Source organism: Shewanella sp. MTB7, from assembly GCF_027571385.1.
Classification (GTDB): Bacteria; Pseudomonadota; Gammaproteobacteria; order Enterobacterales; family Shewanellaceae; genus Shewanella.
On record NZ_CP085636.1, the window covers coordinates 4,822,501 to 4,839,067 of the forward strand.

General features: G+C 41.9%; 10 protein-coding genes, 1 tRNA gene, 2 rRNA genes and 1 pseudogene (1 of these 14 cut by a window edge). 7 read left to right on the forward strand and 7 right to left on the reverse strand.

Going from position 1 to position 16,567, the window contains the following annotated elements; translation table 11 throughout:
• Window positions 1-375 (reverse strand): 23S ribosomal RNA (locus HWQ47_RS20975); it reaches 2,543 nt to the left of the window's first position.
• Between the two features lie 467 nt (window positions 376-842).
• Window positions 843-2,394 (reverse strand): 16S ribosomal RNA (locus HWQ47_RS20980).
• The 16S and 23S rRNA genes sit together here, the layout of an rRNA operon.
• Before the next feature lie 821 nt (window positions 2,395-3,215).
• Here HWQ47_RS20980 and HWQ47_RS20985 point away from each other — a divergent pair.
• The gene (locus tag HWQ47_RS20985; RefSeq protein WP_269967951.1) at window positions 3,216-3,656 is read left to right on the forward strand and encodes a DUF4124 domain-containing protein; all 441 of its coding nucleotides are present in this window, start codon (window positions 3,216-3,218) and stop codon (window positions 3,654-3,656) included.
• Window positions 3,657-3,729: 73 nt separating this feature from the next.
• Here the strand turns inward: HWQ47_RS20985 and clpB are convergent, their stop codons facing one another.
• The 3 genes from clpB to rluD all read right to left on the reverse strand — a co-directional run bounded on the left by clpB (window position 3,730) and on the right by rluD (window position 8,202).
• On the reverse strand, window positions 3,730-6,303 hold the full coding sequence (gene clpB, locus HWQ47_RS20990; protein WP_269967952.1) for an ATP-dependent chaperone ClpB: 2,574 nt from the start codon (window positions 6,301-6,303) through the stop codon (window positions 3,730-3,732).
• Window positions 6,304-6,409: 106 nt separating this feature from the next.
• Complete coding sequence (gene pgeF, locus HWQ47_RS20995) at window positions 6,410-7,165, reverse strand: peptidoglycan editing factor PgeF (protein ID WP_269967953.1); 756 nt, start codon at window positions 7,163-7,165, stop codon at window positions 6,410-6,412.
• Between the two features lie 65 nt (window positions 7,166-7,230).
• Window positions 7,231-8,202, reverse strand: coding sequence for a 23S rRNA pseudouridine(1911/1915/1917) synthase RluD (rluD, locus tag HWQ47_RS21000; protein WP_269967954.1), 972 nt, complete (start codon window positions 8,200-8,202; stop codon window positions 7,231-7,233).
• Between the two features lie 122 nt (window positions 8,203-8,324).
• Between rluD and HWQ47_RS21005 the strand changes: the two genes are divergently transcribed.
• On the forward strand, window positions 8,325-9,086 hold the full coding sequence (locus HWQ47_RS21005; RefSeq protein ID WP_269967955.1) for an outer membrane protein assembly factor BamD: 762 nt from the start codon (window positions 8,325-8,327) through the stop codon (window positions 9,084-9,086).
• Between the two features lie 223 nt (window positions 9,087-9,309).
• Window positions 9,310-9,385, forward strand: a tRNA-Phe gene (locus tag HWQ47_RS21010).
• Between the two features lie 92 nt (window positions 9,386-9,477).
• Here HWQ47_RS21010 and HWQ47_RS21015 read toward each other — a convergent pair.
• Both HWQ47_RS21015 and HWQ47_RS21020 read right to left on the reverse strand, forming a co-directional pair.
• On the reverse strand, window positions 9,478-11,058 hold the full coding sequence (locus HWQ47_RS21015; RefSeq protein ID WP_269967956.1) for a sensor domain-containing diguanylate cyclase: 1,581 nt from the start codon (window positions 11,056-11,058) through the stop codon (window positions 9,478-9,480).
• A gap of 49 nt (window positions 11,059-11,107) precedes the next feature.
• Window positions 11,108-12,968: pseudogene (locus HWQ47_RS21020) on the reverse strand (methyl-accepting chemotaxis protein).
• Window positions 12,969-13,244: 276 nt separating this feature from the next.
• Between HWQ47_RS21020 and HWQ47_RS21025 the strand changes: the two are divergent.
• From HWQ47_RS21025 to HWQ47_RS21040, 4 genes are all read left to right on the forward strand, one after another.
• A complete protein-coding gene (locus tag HWQ47_RS21025; protein ID WP_269967957.1) occupies window positions 13,245-14,201 on the forward strand; it encodes an ornithine cyclodeaminase family protein in 957 nt (318 codons plus the stop codon).
• A 170-nt stretch (window positions 14,202-14,371) separates the two neighbouring features.
• A complete protein-coding gene (locus tag HWQ47_RS21030; RefSeq protein ID WP_442802097.1) occupies window positions 14,372-14,911 on the forward strand; it encodes an RNA polymerase sigma factor in 540 nt (179 codons plus the stop codon).
• Window positions 14,908-15,426, forward strand: coding sequence for a hypothetical protein (locus HWQ47_RS21035; RefSeq protein ID WP_269967958.1), 519 nt, complete (start codon window positions 14,908-14,910; stop codon window positions 15,424-15,426). The genes HWQ47_RS21030 and HWQ47_RS21035 overlap by 4 nt, the downstream gene beginning before the upstream one ends.
• On the forward strand, window positions 15,423-16,367 hold the full coding sequence (locus HWQ47_RS21040; protein WP_269967959.1) for a DUF4097 family beta strand repeat-containing protein: 945 nt from the start codon (window positions 15,423-15,425) through the stop codon (window positions 16,365-16,367). The genes HWQ47_RS21035 and HWQ47_RS21040 overlap by 4 nt, the downstream gene beginning before the upstream one ends.
• The last annotated feature ends 200 nt before the right edge of the window (window positions 16,368-16,567 follow it).

Sequence of the window (16,567 nt, forward strand, 5' to 3'; positions counted from 1 at the left end):
CGTGTCCCGTCCTACTCGTTTTCACGTAAAGTTAGTTTTCATGTACGGGGCTATCACCCTGTGCCGCTGTGCTTTCCAACACATTCCACTAACACCCTCTACGCTTAAGGGCTAATCCCCGTTCGCTCGCCGCTACTAGGGGAATCTCGGTTGATTTCTTTTCCTCCGGGTACTTAGATGTTTCAGTTCCCCGGGTTTGCCTCACATACCTATGTATTCAGTATGTGATACTAGCTTATGCTAGTGGGTTTCCCCATTCGGACATCGTTAGCTCAAATGCTTGTTACTAGCTCGCCAACGCTTATCGCAAGTTACTACGTCCTTCATCGCCTCTGACTGCCAAGGCATCCACCGTATACGCTTAGTCACTTAACCATACAACCCACATAGGTTTTTCTCGCTTGCGATTTGCTATTTTGTCTGTATTGCAAGCTTCGTTCGCCAGTCATGTAGCACGCTACACTCCTTCCTCTCTCAACTTACGGCTTAGACAAAAACGCAACTTGCTGCGCTGATATTATCTATCGTTCAAACGGGTAAGTTTGAACGAGATGTATCGCAACTAATGGTGTTTACTTTCGCCAAAAGAATACTCTTGAACCATCGTTAAGATGATTCGGCACTTGATTTAAGTGTTTGAGAACTCAATTATTTATTTTTCGCGCTAATGCTATTAACAATAAATCACTTACAAATAAGATATTTACTGTCCCTTTCACATTAACACTATCAGCTTTCCAAATTTTTAAAGAACAAACATCACCGTAAAGGCGTGTTTCTCGCTCTAACAAGAACAAGTTATCTGTGTGAACACTCAACAAACATTAAGTTAGTCGTATAGGTAAGGAGGTGATCCAGCCCCAGGTTCCCCTAGGGCTACCTTGTTACGACTTCACCCCAGTCATGAACCACACCGTGGTAAACGCCCTCCCCGAAAGGTTAAGCTATCTACTTCTGGTGCAGCCCACTCCCATGGTGTGACGGGCGGTGTGTACAAGGCCCGGGAACGTATTCACCGTAGCATTCTGATCTACGATTACTAGCGATTCCGACTTCACGGAGTCGAGTTGCAGACTCCGATCCGGACTACGACCGGCTTTGTGGGATTAGCTTGACCTCGCGGCGTTGCGACCCTCTGTACCGACCATTGTAGCACGTGTGTAGCCCTACTCGTAAGGGCCATGATGACTTGACGTCGTCCCCACCTTCCTCCGGTTTATCACCGGCAGTCTCCTAAAGTTCCCGACATAACTCGCTGGCAAATAAGGATAAGGGTTGCGCTCGTTGCGGGACTTAACCCAACATTTCACAACACGAGCTGACGACAGCCATGCAGCACCTGTCTCTCAGTTCCCGAAGGCACAAGTCCATCTCTGGTCTCTTCTGAGGATGTCAAGAGTAGGTAAGGTTCTTCGCGTTGCATCGAATTAAACCACATGCTCCACCGCTTGTGCGGGCCCCCGTCAATTCATTTGAGTTTTAACCTTGCGGCCGTACTCCCCAGGCGGTCTACTTAATGCGTTAGCTTGGGAGCCCAGTAACTAAGTTACCAAACTCCGAGTAGACATCGTTACGGCGTGGACTACCAGGGTATCTAATCCTGTTTGCTCCCCACGCTTTCGTACATGAGCGTCAGTCTTTGTCCAGGGGGCCGCCTTCGCCACCGGTATTCCTTCAGATCTCTACGCATTTCACCGCTACACCTGAAATTCTACCCCCCTCTACAAGACTCTAGTCTGTCAGTTCCAAATGCAATTCCCAGGTTGAGCACGGGGCTTTCACATCTGGCTTAACAGACCGCCTGCGTACGCTTTACGCCCAGTAATTCCGATTAACGCTTGCACCCCTCGTATTACCGCGGCTGCTGGCACGAAGTTAGCCGGTGCTTCTTCTGCGAGTAACGTCACAGCTGTCGTTTATTAAACGACAACCTTTCCTCCTCGCTGAAAGTGCTTTACAACCCGAAGGCCTTCTTCACACACGCGGCATGGCTGCATCAGGCTTTCGCCCATTGTGCAATATTCCCCACTGCTGCCTCCGTAGGAGTCTGGACCGTGTCTCAGTTCCAGTGTGGCTGATCATCCTCTCAGACCAGCTAGGGATCGTCGCCTAGGTGAGCCATTACCTCACCTACTAGCTAATCCCACCTAGACTCATCTAATCGCGAAAGGCGCTCTCGAAAGTGCGTCCCCTCCTTTCCCCCGTAGGGCGTATGCGGTATTAGCAGTCGTTTCCAACTGTTATCCCCCACGACTAGGCAGATATCTAGGCATTACTCACCCGTCCGCCGCTCGACAGCGAAAGTAGCAAGCTACTTTCCTGTTTCCGCTCGACTTGCATGTGTTAGGCCTGCCGCCAGCGTTCAATCTGAGCCATGATCAAACTCTTCAATTAAAGTTTTTTGTTCTACTCCGTTAGAAGTAAAACGGCTCAACGAATTATACTGTTTTTCACAAACCCGAAGATTCATGAAGTTCACATATTATTGCTCCGTAACCTCATTTTCCCGAAAGAAGTTGAAGTCCGTTGCTATGGTCACTCAGTGGTTCATTGAGTAAATTTTTGATTGCCTCAAAAGAGACAATTTCGAATAACTCAACACCTGTGAGTGTCCACACAGATTTCTTGTTTTGAATTGTTAAAGAGCGTTAGCATCAATCTTTCAGATACTGCCGGTAGACGCTAGGTCATTGGCTTGAGGAGGCGTATTCTACACTCTCCAGTGTCGGCGTCAAGCGCTTATTTTAACAATTTTTTCGAGTGGTGATTTCTTAAGCAGAAGTCAAACTCGAAGCCCGTAAAGCGGTTGTCACCTGAATCAAATCCCCGAAGAGTTTTAACTCTCACTCTTCGTTAAAAGAGTGAACTAATCACGCTGCAAGTCCCGTGCTATCTAGCCTTTCGACTGGGTAGTCTGCCTGCTGTGCCGTGTCAGTGGATGCGCATTATAGGGATATCGGAGAAGAGCACAAGGGCTTTTTGTCTCAACGCTGCCGTTTGAACACTTTAAGCGCACTCTGAGCTTAAAACCACCAAAATCTGCCACAATCGCCATGTCAAATTCTTGCATATGACTAAATCGGTAGTATCTTGTATAAAAAACAAACCATACTGATTATATCGATGTTAAACCTAAGCTTAGCTTCAACTGAATATTGATTAGACTAGTTTCAGTTCTTTTACTTTTAACAAATAGGTTTTATTAAGTAGGTATTATGTTCAGAAAATTTATCTTACTCTCTTTACTGCTAACGCTTATTCCTTCGTTATCAGCTACCGTGATCCATAAATGGATAGATGAGAATGGGGTCACTCATTACAGTCAACAACCACCTGCAAATACTAACTCAAGTAAAATTTATAGTGAGGATTTAGAACAACAACCTATTGGCTTTATCCAGCCAAAAGTAAGAGAACATGCCGCTCCACTTCAAAGTGAAGATGAAAAAAACGCTGAAGCCATTAAGAAAAAAAACAGTGAACAAGCGAGTGCTATATGTGAAAGTGCAAAACAAAATTTACATCTTCTAAGTTCTCACTCCAGATTAAGGAGTAAAAATGAAAAAACAGGTGAACTTACCTCGATGAAAGAGGAGGACAGGCAGCAAGAGATTATCACTCAACAAGAACGTATCAAGCTCTTCTGTGATCAATAACCTTAATGTGGCTGAAAAATAAAACAGACCCAAATGAGTCTGTTTTATTTTACATCATGACATCTAAGGTTACTTATTGGCTAAAAACCAATTTACCTTCCAAACAATTAACATTAATAGGCTTACCAGGTACTAGACTTTCACTTAAAATACGTTGAGCTAAGGGGTTTTCTACCTCTTGTTGTAATGCTCGCTTCAGTGGTCTGGCACCATAGACAGGATCGAAACCTGCTCTAGCAATAAAAGCTAACGCCTCATCACTTAAACTCAATTCATAATCTTTCTCTTCAAGACGCTTCTTTAGAGATTCAATTTGAATTGAAGCGATATGCTCAATATCTTTCTCACCTAATGGATGGAACACGACCATCTCATCTATCCGGTTAAGAAATTCAGGCCTAAAGCTATGAATCACGACGTTCATCACCTCAGATTTCATCTCTTCATAGGATAAACTTATGAACTGTTCCTGAATGATATCTGAACCTAAATTAGAGGTCATTATCACCACAGTATTCCTAAAGTCGACCGTTCTCCCTTGACCATCAGTTAGACGACCATCATCAAGCACCTGCAGTAAAATGTTAAAGACATCAGGATGGGCTTTTTCTACTTCATCAAGCAAGATCACCGAATATGGTTTTCTTCTTATCGCTTCGGTCAGATATCCTCCCTCTTCATAGCCTACATATCCAGGAGGAGCACCAAGCAGACGCGCAACTGAATGCTTCTCCATAAACTCAGACATGTCGATACGTACTAATGCCGCTTCAGTATCAAAAAGAAATTTAGCCAAGGATTTGCATAACTCTGTTTTTCCTACACCTGTAGGACCTAAAAACAAAAATGAACCTATTGGACGATCAGGATCTGACAGACCAGCACGACTACGCCTAATCGCATTTGACACTGCATCAACGGCTTCGTTTTGCCCTATCACTTGAGTATGAAGAGCATCCTCCATATGTAAGAGTTTCTCTCTTTCTCCTTCAAGCATCTTAGAAACAGGGATCCCAGTTGCACGGGATAGCACTTCCGCTATTTCAACTTCCGTGACTTTATTCCTTAACAAAGTCATATCTTGCATTTCGGCTTGAGATGCCAAATCCAATTGCTTTTCTAGTTCTGGAATACGGCCATACTGTAATTCAGACATACGAGTCAGATCGCTTGCTCGTCGGGCAACCTCCAGATCTAATCGAGCTTGTTCAAGATCCGATTTAATATGTTGAGTTCCGGCCAAAGCGGCTTTCTCTGTTCGCCAAATTTCATTTAACTCTAACGCTTTAGTCTCGACACTTTTTAACTCTTTTCGTATAGTCAAAAGCCGACGAAGACTTGCTTCGTCCGTTTCTTTAGAAAGCGCTTGTTCTTCAAGTTTAAGCTGAATCGCGCGGCGATCTAACTTATCTAATAGTTCGGGTTTCGAATCCATCTGAATGCGAATACTCGATGCAGCCTCATCGATTAGGTCTATTGCTTTATCTGGTAGCTTTCGATCTGAGACATAACGATTTGACATACTAGCTGCAGCAACAATTGCAGGATCGGTGATCTCTACATGATGGTGTAACTCATAGCGCTCTTTAAGCCCACGTAAAATGGCGATAGTGTCTTCCACATTAGGTTCTTCAACTAACACCTTTTGGAAGCGTCGTTCCAACGCTGCATCTTTTTCTATGTATTTGCGATACTCATCTAGAGTCGTTGCCCCAACGCAATGAAGATCTCCTCTTGCTAAGGCAGGTTTAAGCATATTGCCCGCATCCATGGCACCATCACCTTTACCGGCACCGACCATAGTATGAAGCTCGTCAATAAAGAGAATCACTTGTCCCTCTTCCTGAGACAATTCATTAAGTACCGCTTTTAAACGCTCCTCAAATTCACCGCGATATTTTGCACCAGCAACCAATGCCCCCATATCTAATGAAAGTACACGCTTATTCTTAATCCCTTCAGGAACCTCACCATTAATGATTCTTTGGGCTAATCCCTCAACAATTGCCGTTTTACCTACACCAGGTTCACCGATTAATACCGGATTATTCTTGCTTCTACGTTGTAAAACCTGGATAGTTCGACGGATCTCGTCATCACGGCCAATAACCGGATCGAGTTTTCCCTGTTCGGCACGCTCCGTAAGATCAACCGTGAATTTTTTGAGCGCCTGACGTTGATCTTCCGCATTGGGATCATCAATATTTTTTCCTGCACGTATCTGCTTGATCGTTTGCTCCATCAAGTCTTTGGTCGCACCTGACTTTTTCAGGTTCTGTGCAAGCGTGTCATTCCCTTCGAGAGCTGCGAGTATAAATAACTCACTAGAAATATATTTATCTTTGCGTTTCTGGGAAAGTTTGTCACATAAGTTCAATAAGCGGATCAGAGACTGCGATAACTGAACATCGCCTCCAGTGCCCTCTACCTTAGGTAAACGTTCTAACTCTTGGCTAACTAAAGAACGTAGCGAACTAACATTCATACCCGCTTGGGTTAATAGTGAATGAATCGAACCATTATCTTGATTTAATAAGGCCATCATTAGATGAATGGGTTCAATAAATTGGTGATCACGGCCTAGCGCTAATGATTGTGCATCGGAAATTGCAGTTTGAAATTTATTAGTCATACGATCGAGTCGCATACAGCCTCCACAAACAAATTTAACATACCTGAATAACTAAAATATGGGGGATATTAAGGGTTTTTCAAGGTATAAGGTAATCTTTCTGTGAAAGAAATTATAGTATTTATGACAACCAAATATATGAAGCCATTCGACCAGTAGTTTTATCTCTTCGATAGGAGAAATATTCATCCGGATGGTTGAAAGTACAAATATCGGATTGATAGACCTCGGTCACACCCGCGAGTGTTAAACGAAGTTTTGCCAGCCCCTGAAGATCGGCAAAATATTTATCCTCAGCGGACATCTCGCCCTCTAGACAAGATATGGGGAGCAATTTTTTAATAAAATATTGTTCCGACTCTACATGTCGAGATAAAAATAATGCCCTCACCTCTGCACCGACCTCAAACTGTTCAGGACCTATTGCCGGACCGAGATAAGCAATTAATCGACTATTTTTAACATCAAATGTCCCTAAAGCAACTTCAATAATACCGTCGCACAAACCTTTCCATCCAGCATGCACTGCACACACTTGTGTACCAGCTTGATCACATAATAAAATAGGCAAGCAATCTGCCGTCATCACCACACAGACTTGTTCAAGGGAATCAGTATAACTAGCATCGGCATTTTGAACCGTGCGATTATCGGCTTTTACCACATCAGTACTGTGGATCTGGTTTAACCAAGCGGCTGATACAGGGAGTTGTAAGCGCTCTTGAACAAGCACTCGATTTGCCAACACATCATCAATGACATCCCCCACATGCAAACCTAAGTTTAAACTTGCATAGGGAGCACTACTTACACCATCACGGCGGGTAGTAAATGCGATATTAACGCCATTGGGAATGTGCCAGCCTTTATCTTTCATTACGTTTATCTTAAGTATAAATCTTGCTCACTTACTAAAAACCTTGAAAGATAAAGCTCAAACATTTAAACAATGACAGGATTATCTTCAGTATCTTTTCTCAAGGCTCTGGTTAAAGTAACCATATCCTCAGGTACTGGAGCTTGCCAACTCATTATTTCAAATGTATACGGGTGCGCCAATTCAAGCCTGATTGCATGCAAAGCTTGACGTTTAAAGCCCATATAGATTTCAAAAAATTCAGGTGTAATACCTTTAGGCGGGCGAGGACGACCACCGTATACTGGATCGCCGACTAAGGTATGACCAATATGAGCCATATGCACACGAATTTGGTGAGTACGACCCGATTCAAGACGTAATCTTAAACGGGTATGAGCTCTGAATTTTTCAGCAACACGATAATGTGTCATAGCAGGCTTACCGTTATGCACGACAGCCATATGAGTACGCTTGGTTGGATGACGATCGATAGGTTCATCGATTGTGCCACCTGCAATAATAGAGCCTAAAACAATAGCCTCATATTCACGCGTGATCTCACGAGCTTGTAGTGCAGAAACCAGATGAGTCTGAGCTTCTACCGTTTTAGCCACAACCATTAGACCTGTCGTATCTTTGTCCAAACGATGCACGATACCAGCACGGGGAACGAGTTCAATTCCTGGGCTATGATGCAGCAAGGCATTCATTAAGGTGCCATCTTGGTTACCTGCGCCAGGATGGACGACTAGACCTGCTTGCTTATTAATCACGATGATATGATCATCTTCATAAACAATATCTAAGTCGATCGCCTGAGCCTTAGCTGCAGTTTCTTCTTGGAGTGTCGCTTCAACAGCAATTTCTTGCCCTTCAAGCACTTTTTCTCTTGGCTTAGTTGAAGTAACGCCATCAATGTAAACCCAACCTGATTGGATCCACTCTTTGATGCGTGTGCGCGAATAATCAGGGTACAATTCAGCCAAAGTTTGATCCAATCTTTGGCCTGTTTGTGTTGCTGTAATCTCGCTTTTTAGATTAATCTCTAGTGTCATAGGAACCGTACCCGCTTTTCGGGGTCATAAAAAGTGTGTAATCTGTTACAATCGAATTGTTTCTATTTTATCTTGAAATGGAAAAATTCCTAACTATAACTTTAAAAGAATCGAATTTAAGTATGCATAATTTTGTTAAAGGCGCCTTAATAGGCCTGTTTTCACTGGCCATAACCGCCTGTAGTAGTAACCAAGAAGATCAGCTGAAGACTAGCAAAACCTCTCCAGACGTACTGTATTCACAAGCAAGAACCTCTATGGAGCTAGGTAATTACAGCAAAGCGGTACGATCTTTAGAAGCATTAGACTCCCGCTATCCGTTTGGCCCACATAAAACTCAAGTGCAACTCGACCTCATCTACGCCTATTATAAGCTAGATGACCCCGCTTCGGGTATAGCTAATATAGATCGCTTTATCAGACTCAACCCAACACATAAAAATATCGACTATGTTTACTACATGCGTGGCTTAGTCAACATGCAATCTGATAACTATATGTTCCATGATATGTTGAACATTGATAGAACTGATCGTGACCCTAAGGTTGCTCAAGATGCATTTAAAGACTTCAACCGCTTAATCAAATCATACCCGAATAGTAAATATGCTCCAGATGCGGCAAAACGCATGCAGCAGTTGAAAAACCGTTTGGCTAAATATTCAATCACTGTGGCCGAATACTATATCAAAATGAATGCTTGGAGCGCTGCTGCAATAAGAGCCCAATCGGTAATGGAAACTTACCCTGGTACTCCATCAACAGAACGAGCATTAGAGATAATGTCAGTAGCTTATGGTGAACTAGGGCAGACGAAGCTAAAAGAAAATGTCTTATCAGTAATGAAAGTCAATTTCCCAGAAAACTCAACACTTTCAAACTAGATGTTAGATGATTGATTTAAAAGCTCCGATGTTCGGGGCTTTTTTATCTGGAACATTTATGAAGATCGGTCATGGACCGTTAATCGTTTTCAGCGTCTTCCTGATTCGACTTGTATCATTTGACACCACTTAGTGCGAAAGGTGTGCAATCAGTAGATAAATAACGATTATTAAAAAAAACTTGTTGACTCAAAAGCGCAAAAGCTTTTTAATGCACCCCGTTGCCCGAATAGCTCAGTCGGTAGAGCAGAGGATTGAAAATCCTCGTGTCCCTGGTTCGATTCCGGGTTCGGGCACCAATTTTCTACTTAAAATAAAGTTTGATTAGCACTCCGAACATTTTCTCAGTTGTACCTCTTAATTTAAACTACTGTTAATTTCATATTCTATTTCACTCTACCAATTTTAATTCTTCCTCCTTGTTGTATTCCAGCTTGCTCTGATTCCGTCCTGATGTTTTAGCCTCATAAAGCTGTATATCCGCATGATCTATCATCATCTCCCACGTCATCTCTGAAAATGAGGGATGAAACCTCTCATACAAACTACCTCCTATACTTATCGTCACTCTTTTGCCATGAGATCCTTTAGGATGATACAAATTTAGCGCCCACACTTGCTTTAACATTCTTTTAGACAACAACTCCATCTGTGCAATATTGTCGCCATGGATCACCACACAAAACTCCTCGCCACCATAACGAGTCAGTAACTCGCCTCTGCGTCGACACTCTAGAAGTAAAGTTTGTGCTACCGTCAAAATAGCTTTGTCTCCAGCCAAATGACCTTGCGTGTCGTTATAAGCTTTGAAATTATCAATATCGATCATCAAGAAACCTATCATCCCTTTTCCTTCACGCCACTGTTCATAAGCCCTTTGGGCGAATATTTCTAAACTTCGGCGGTTAGCCACACCTGTTAACGAATCTTTATAAGACAAAGATTCAAGATAATTCTGGTGTCGTTCTAACTTCTCAACCACCTGATTAAACGAAACTGACAATTTCGTGATCTCGTCGATATGCCACTTGGTTTTCATTTTGATCAACTTGCCACTTTCTGCCATCTTCACCAGCACACGGTTAGCAGTTCGGAGCGGTTTCAATACCATAATTGAGATAGGGATTATCGTACCTAGAGAGACCATGAACAATATACAAAATAGCATTGCAGATTCAGGGGTAAATAGTGAGGGGGTCAGGTTCTTATCATGAGTCACGGATATTTTTAACGCAGGCGTTGCAAACACATCATTAACTAACCACATATGTTGCGGTGACAAAGAATCAATGGTAGGCACATTATTAAAGGTTTCAAGGCCATCATATTTATTGCTGGGATCTAATTTATCCAAACTAAAATTAACCAAACTTAGCTGCTGAATCTCCTCTGTCAGTTTGTTGTTTATCACCCTTACCATCAGTAGACTTCCTACAACGATCCCCCTTTCATCGGACGGTAATACTGATGTATTACTGAAGTAAACAACGGTTCCACCAAGGTTTATCAGTCCATTTCGAGTTGTTGGTGTCTCTTGTTCTATGGATTTTCTATCAGGCAGAACTAAGCCTATCCAATCTCTATTTTGTTGCGGAAAGGTTTGAGGAAGTAGGCGTTCATCGCTGCTGTAATGCCACAACAGCCTCCCATCTAAATCAAAAAGATAGGCACCATCTATATTAGCTGCTTCAAAGGTATTATTGTTCAAGCTCGATAAGCTAAAATCTGGGTCTCTTAGCGTAACGAAATCAACCATCTCATCCCAGACGGCATAGTCGTAGCACAACACTTCTAAATTCCGTTGTGCAAACTTAATTCCCATCTGAACGGCAAGTAACTCTTTTTCTTGCTGAGCACGAATTTCAGATTCGATCGCTGGTAGATAAGCAAAATAGTACAGCACACTTGTCAGTGAAAGCGAGACCAAGAGTAAGGCTAAACCCAGAACGTTTAAAAAATGGTTTAATTTCATCAATCATACCCATCTATTCACCTCCTTAAGCTTAGCCTACTCATACAAGTTAGATCTTAAATAAGCTCACAGCGTTATGTAGTAAATCAGCACTCGCCTTAACCTCTTCAGAAGCTCGTGCATTATCATCTGCTGATGTTGCCGACTCCTGGGCAATATCGCGGATGATAACCACATTTTTACTGACCTCTGAAGCCACCATACTTTGCTCCTCAATTGCAGCTGCTATCTGCGTACTCATATCCATAATATTGGTCACATCTAAGTTAATCTGTTGCAATAGAGTTCCAGCCGAAGCTGCTTGCTCAGCACTTTCACCTCCCTGCCTTTCAGTTGTTGTCATTAACTCTACAATGGAGCGGGTTCTAGATTGTAAGGTCTCAATAATACTAGCGATCACTTCCGTCGACTCTTGTGTTCTCATTGCCAGATTACGCACTTCATCAGCAACAACAGCAAAGCCCCTTCCCTGCTCACCAGCTCGAGCTGCTTCAATTGCGGCATTAAGAGCAAGTAAATTTGTTTGATCAGCGATTCCACGAATGACGTCCAAAACACTGCCAATCGTCTTACTGTCTTGCTCTAATTCACCAACAACTTTCGACGAGCTATTAAGTTGCTCTACTAAACATTGAATCTTCTCAATCGTCTGCTCTACACTCCTTTGACCTTTAAGCGCATTATTATAAGTATTACTTGCGCGCTCAGCAGCCAATTCAGTATTCTTTGCAATCTCATCGATGGTAGCCCCCATCTCTGTAATCGCTGTAGCGACCATATCTGTTTCATTTAGTTGTTGCCCAACACCTTCAGAAGCTTTTACTGCATTTAAAGAAATTCAGAACAGGAGTGGGTCATGCTATTAACTGACTCAATAACCTCTTCAATTAACCGTTGAAAACTATCCAACATTGTATTGAAATGTTTTGCCACTTGGCTGATTTCGTCATCTGCACCTGTATCACAACGGATTGTAAGATCTTTATTTCTCTCAATTTCTGAGATCGCCATTGTGAGACGAGTAACGGGTTCCATGATGCTACGGATAATGAAGATAGTAAAACCGATCAAAATGATTGTTATAATACTGAAAAGGACAAAACCTAAGGTAATTGAAGACTGTTCAGAATCTGCAATCGCTGTTAATGATTGTTTTTTTAATGTGACTAAGCTCGAATTCGCTGATGCAATGGCATCACCAAGCTTTCCCATTTGACCGTCATTATGAGTTAAGCCTAAGATTTGATCCTTAGACACTAATAAGGCGAAATTCTTCTGGTAACTTGACACTAATTCGGACAATTCATCTTTAGCTGAACTGTCGATATCAGAATGAGTTAAACCCTGCTGAAACTTCTCAATGTTGCCATTAAACTTTTCGACATAATTCATGCTTCGACGCAGCATAAAATCTTTCTCATTACGCCTAAGCTGCAGCATTATCACCATTAATTCTGGCTGTTTATACTCTTTAACTAAGGTTTCGACATTGTGAACCGCTTGCCTTAATGCCCCATACAAGCCGGTTTTAGGGGTTAAACCTATCTCTTGTTGAAGTGCAACAACACGCTGAAATGAATCCTGATAAAACTGTATATTGTTTTCAAAACCATCAAGCTCGACAGCAGGGATAACATTTGATTCAAAGATATCCCTAAGAGACTCTACTTCTGAATTTATCTCATCAGCACTTCTGCGATGCTTATCAAGGTAAGCAAGGTCTAAGCGGAAAAAAAATCTTTTTCATCCTTTCTTAGACTCAACACCTCTTTCTCCAGCTTAAGAACCCCTAGTGCGGCAAGTGATAACTCTTGCTGTATTCCACTGGAATATCGCTGTAATGAGAACATTGCCACTAACGCTACAATCGATACTGCAGCGCTGAGCATTAATTTATGACGGATGAGCATATTTAGATCCCTAGAATTCAAGCAAACTATAAAAAATAGTTAAAAATTTACACTATGATAAAATGAACACGGCCACATTAAATGCGACTCTTTATTTACCTCGGCTATCGACCGTCAGGTTAACATTATTAATCCAACTTTAAACGTAAAGGCAGTGTTAAATACCGTTCTAAGCAACCCCAATCAAGCACTTTCACTGCTCATCCATCCCCTTTTATTGAGAGATATTTATATAAACACTTATTTGGTATACAATATCCCTAAAAAGGGGTGAGTATGATAGTCATTGATGCAGCAGCTGTACATAACACACTTAACTTTCCAGAGTTAATATCTGAACTTAGAGATGCTTTTTCAAAGCCTGCTGGAATGCCACAAAGACAAGTATTTAACCTAGATGAAGCGAATTCACATAGTGATGCATTTGCGATATTGCCTTCATGGAATAACAAAACCATCGCAGTAAAAGCCTTTACCTATTTCCCTGAAAATCCAATGGAAAATCCAGAACTGGAAAGTCTATATTCTAAGATCATGATTTTTGATCGTAAAACGGGAGTGCCTCAAGCTTTAGTCGATGGCACCAGTATCACTTACTGGCGCACAGCCGCTATATCAGCGCTTGGAAGTGATTTCCTCGCTAAAAAAGATGCCCGTACTCTCTTAGTTTGCGGAACTGGCAGACTTTCCTCATATATGGCGCTAGCCCATGCCGGTGTTCGCCCCATCACGAAAATCTACATTTGGGGACGTGATATTGAAAAAGCAAAAAAGACAGTAGAGAAAATAAAAAAAGTCCGCTCAGACATCCTAGTCACTGTATGCCAAAGCCTAAAAGAGATTGTGCCAATTGCCGATATCATTAGCTGCGCCACTGGCTCTGCAGAACCTTTATTTAACAGTGATTGGGTCAAACCTGGCACACACACAGACTTTGTCGGCAACCACAATCATGATCGACGGGAATGTGACAGTCAGCTCATCTTAAAATCGGCGGTGTATGTAGATTCAAAAATCAATGTTTTCGCTGAAGCCGGAGAGATCTTAATCCCGATCTCTGAAGGTCTATATAAATTGGACTCAGTGAAAGGCGAGCTAGCACAACTTTGCAAAGGAGAGATAACGGGACGCACGGACGATCAAGAGATCACCGTTTTTAAAACTGTAGGTACTGCGCTAGCAGATCTTGTGGGCGCACAATTAGTCTATTCTCGTATTCAATTAACATTATAAACTCACCTAAATAAAGGGAGAATCCCTCCCTTTATTTCATCTAATCATTCCCTTCACTTACACGCTTCAATGTTATACCTTTGTTCTTTTTTATGAACGTCATTCAAACCTTTTACCCTCTTGGCTATGTCTAATCATTATCTAAGAAAAATAAACACAAGGAACTGAGTGTGAGTGCACAAGTAGGGTTCATCAAACCTTGTGAGATCCCCGAATCGGAACTGATAGAACAAGCTAAACAAGGTGACAGAAATGCCTTCAAGCAGCTCTATCTTAACCATCATAAGCGAGTATACGGGATCTGTTACAGGCTCTGTGGACAAACCTTTTTAGCTGAAGAAGCGACTCAAGATACATTTGTTCGCTTATGGCAAAAGTTGCCTCTATTTAGAGGAGATAGCCAGTTCTCCATTTGGCTGCACAGCATGACTGTTAACCAAGCCTTAAGCAGTATAAAGAAACATAAACGCTTTTGGACACGGTTTATCTCCCTAACTGATCACACTGAAATTGATGAAACTGAGATGGAATATGCTGAATTAGACAAATTACTGCTGAGATTACCTGAGCGTGCCAGAATTGTTTTTGTTTTGTTTGCCATTGAAGGTTATCAGCATAATGAAATAGCACTACAATTGAACATAGCGCAAGGCACCAGTAAGGCTCAATATCATAGAGCAAGAAAACTACTGCAGGAGATGATGTCATGAATAATAGCAATAAACGACTTGATAATATGATATCAAACTTACCTGAAAACCTGACTCCAGAGTCTGATCTTTGGGGAGCGATAGAGAAACAGCTCGACGCTCTAGAGACTAAGCGTATAAACCATTGGCGTACGTTAGCCGTCGCCAGCGTTATCGCACTCTCCTTACTTATCAGTCAACAACTGTTTTATCCCATCCATGTCATTCCTGATGCTAATCAAACCCTGTTGGCGAGCATTGAAGATATTCAGATGCAACATGCCAACCAAATTGCTGAACTGCAGTTGCTAGGAAAAAAGGTGAATTGGCAATCGAGTCCGTTTAGCTCACCAGTAGAGACCGGAATAAAACAGCTCAGAGAAGCCGCAACACTGATTTACCAATCACTAAAACTCAACCCAACAGATCAGCAACTCTGGCAGTTGTGGTTATGGACACATTCCAGAGAAATTGAGCTAATGACACAAGCTCAATCTCTTCCCTTAATACAGGATCAAAATGGAGTAATAATATGAAGATGAAAAGCCTAACACACTGCCTGCTACTGCCGCTTATCTTGGCGAGTCAACTTGTACTTGCTGCTGAGTCTATCGATAAACAGCTCAAGGTAGATGATAACCTTAAACTCTATATCAAGGTATTAAGAGGTGATGTCACAATCCGAAGTTGGGATAAACAAGAAGTCAGTATTCGTGGCAAATTAGATGAGCTCAGTGAAGGTTTTGTCGTCGACCATCAAGGTAACAAGTTAACCCTAGAAGATAAAATGCCCCGCCAGTTTAACGGTAAAAACAAAGAGGGTTCATCATTAATTTTTATGGTTCCAAAATCACTCAACTTAACCGTAAAAGGCTTATCGGCTGACTATCAAGTGAGCAAAATTCAAGGTGATATCTTTGTCAATTCCATCAGTGGCAATATTAACCTTGATGATTTAAAAAAGCAGGTGCACACCAAAACGGTCTCGGGCAACATTAACGCCTCAGCACTCAATGGCAAAATCAAATTAGCAACGGTGTCAGGAAAAATAAAAGACAATAACAGTAAAGGAGAGATAAGCTACAAGCTTGTCAGCGGTGAATTAAATGCTAACTCATCCGCACAGGATGTATCTATTGAACTTGTATCCGGTGATGCCGATATCAAGCTAACAGATCTACAATCGCTTCAGGTTAGAACCGTCAGCGGTGATATCGAACTATCTTTAGATTCTCTTACTTCTAAAGCAAGCTTAAACAGTGTCAGCGGTGATATCGACTTAACGTTAACTCAGGATATAAATGCCAGTTTCAAGATCAATGGTGGTCCTGGCGGTAAAATTATTAATCAGTTAACTTCGGATAAGCCCAGTAAAGAGAAATACTCTCCCACCTCATATCTTAAATTTAAGATGGGTGATGCCCAAGCTGATATCGATATATCAACCATCAGCGGCACAATTAAGTTGTCTAACTAAGCGTTATTAATCAATTTTATTTTATATAATACCAATAAGTATAAAGATTTGATCGCTCAGCGAGAGTTTAGAGGTCCTGAGGCAAGGCAACGAGTGAGAAGCATAGTTATTCTACGGTCAAGCTCGTTAACACAGCATCAGAACCGCTAAAACTCGCCTGTAAGGAGTGTTTTTGGCTGCCTACTTCTGCGTTGGATGAA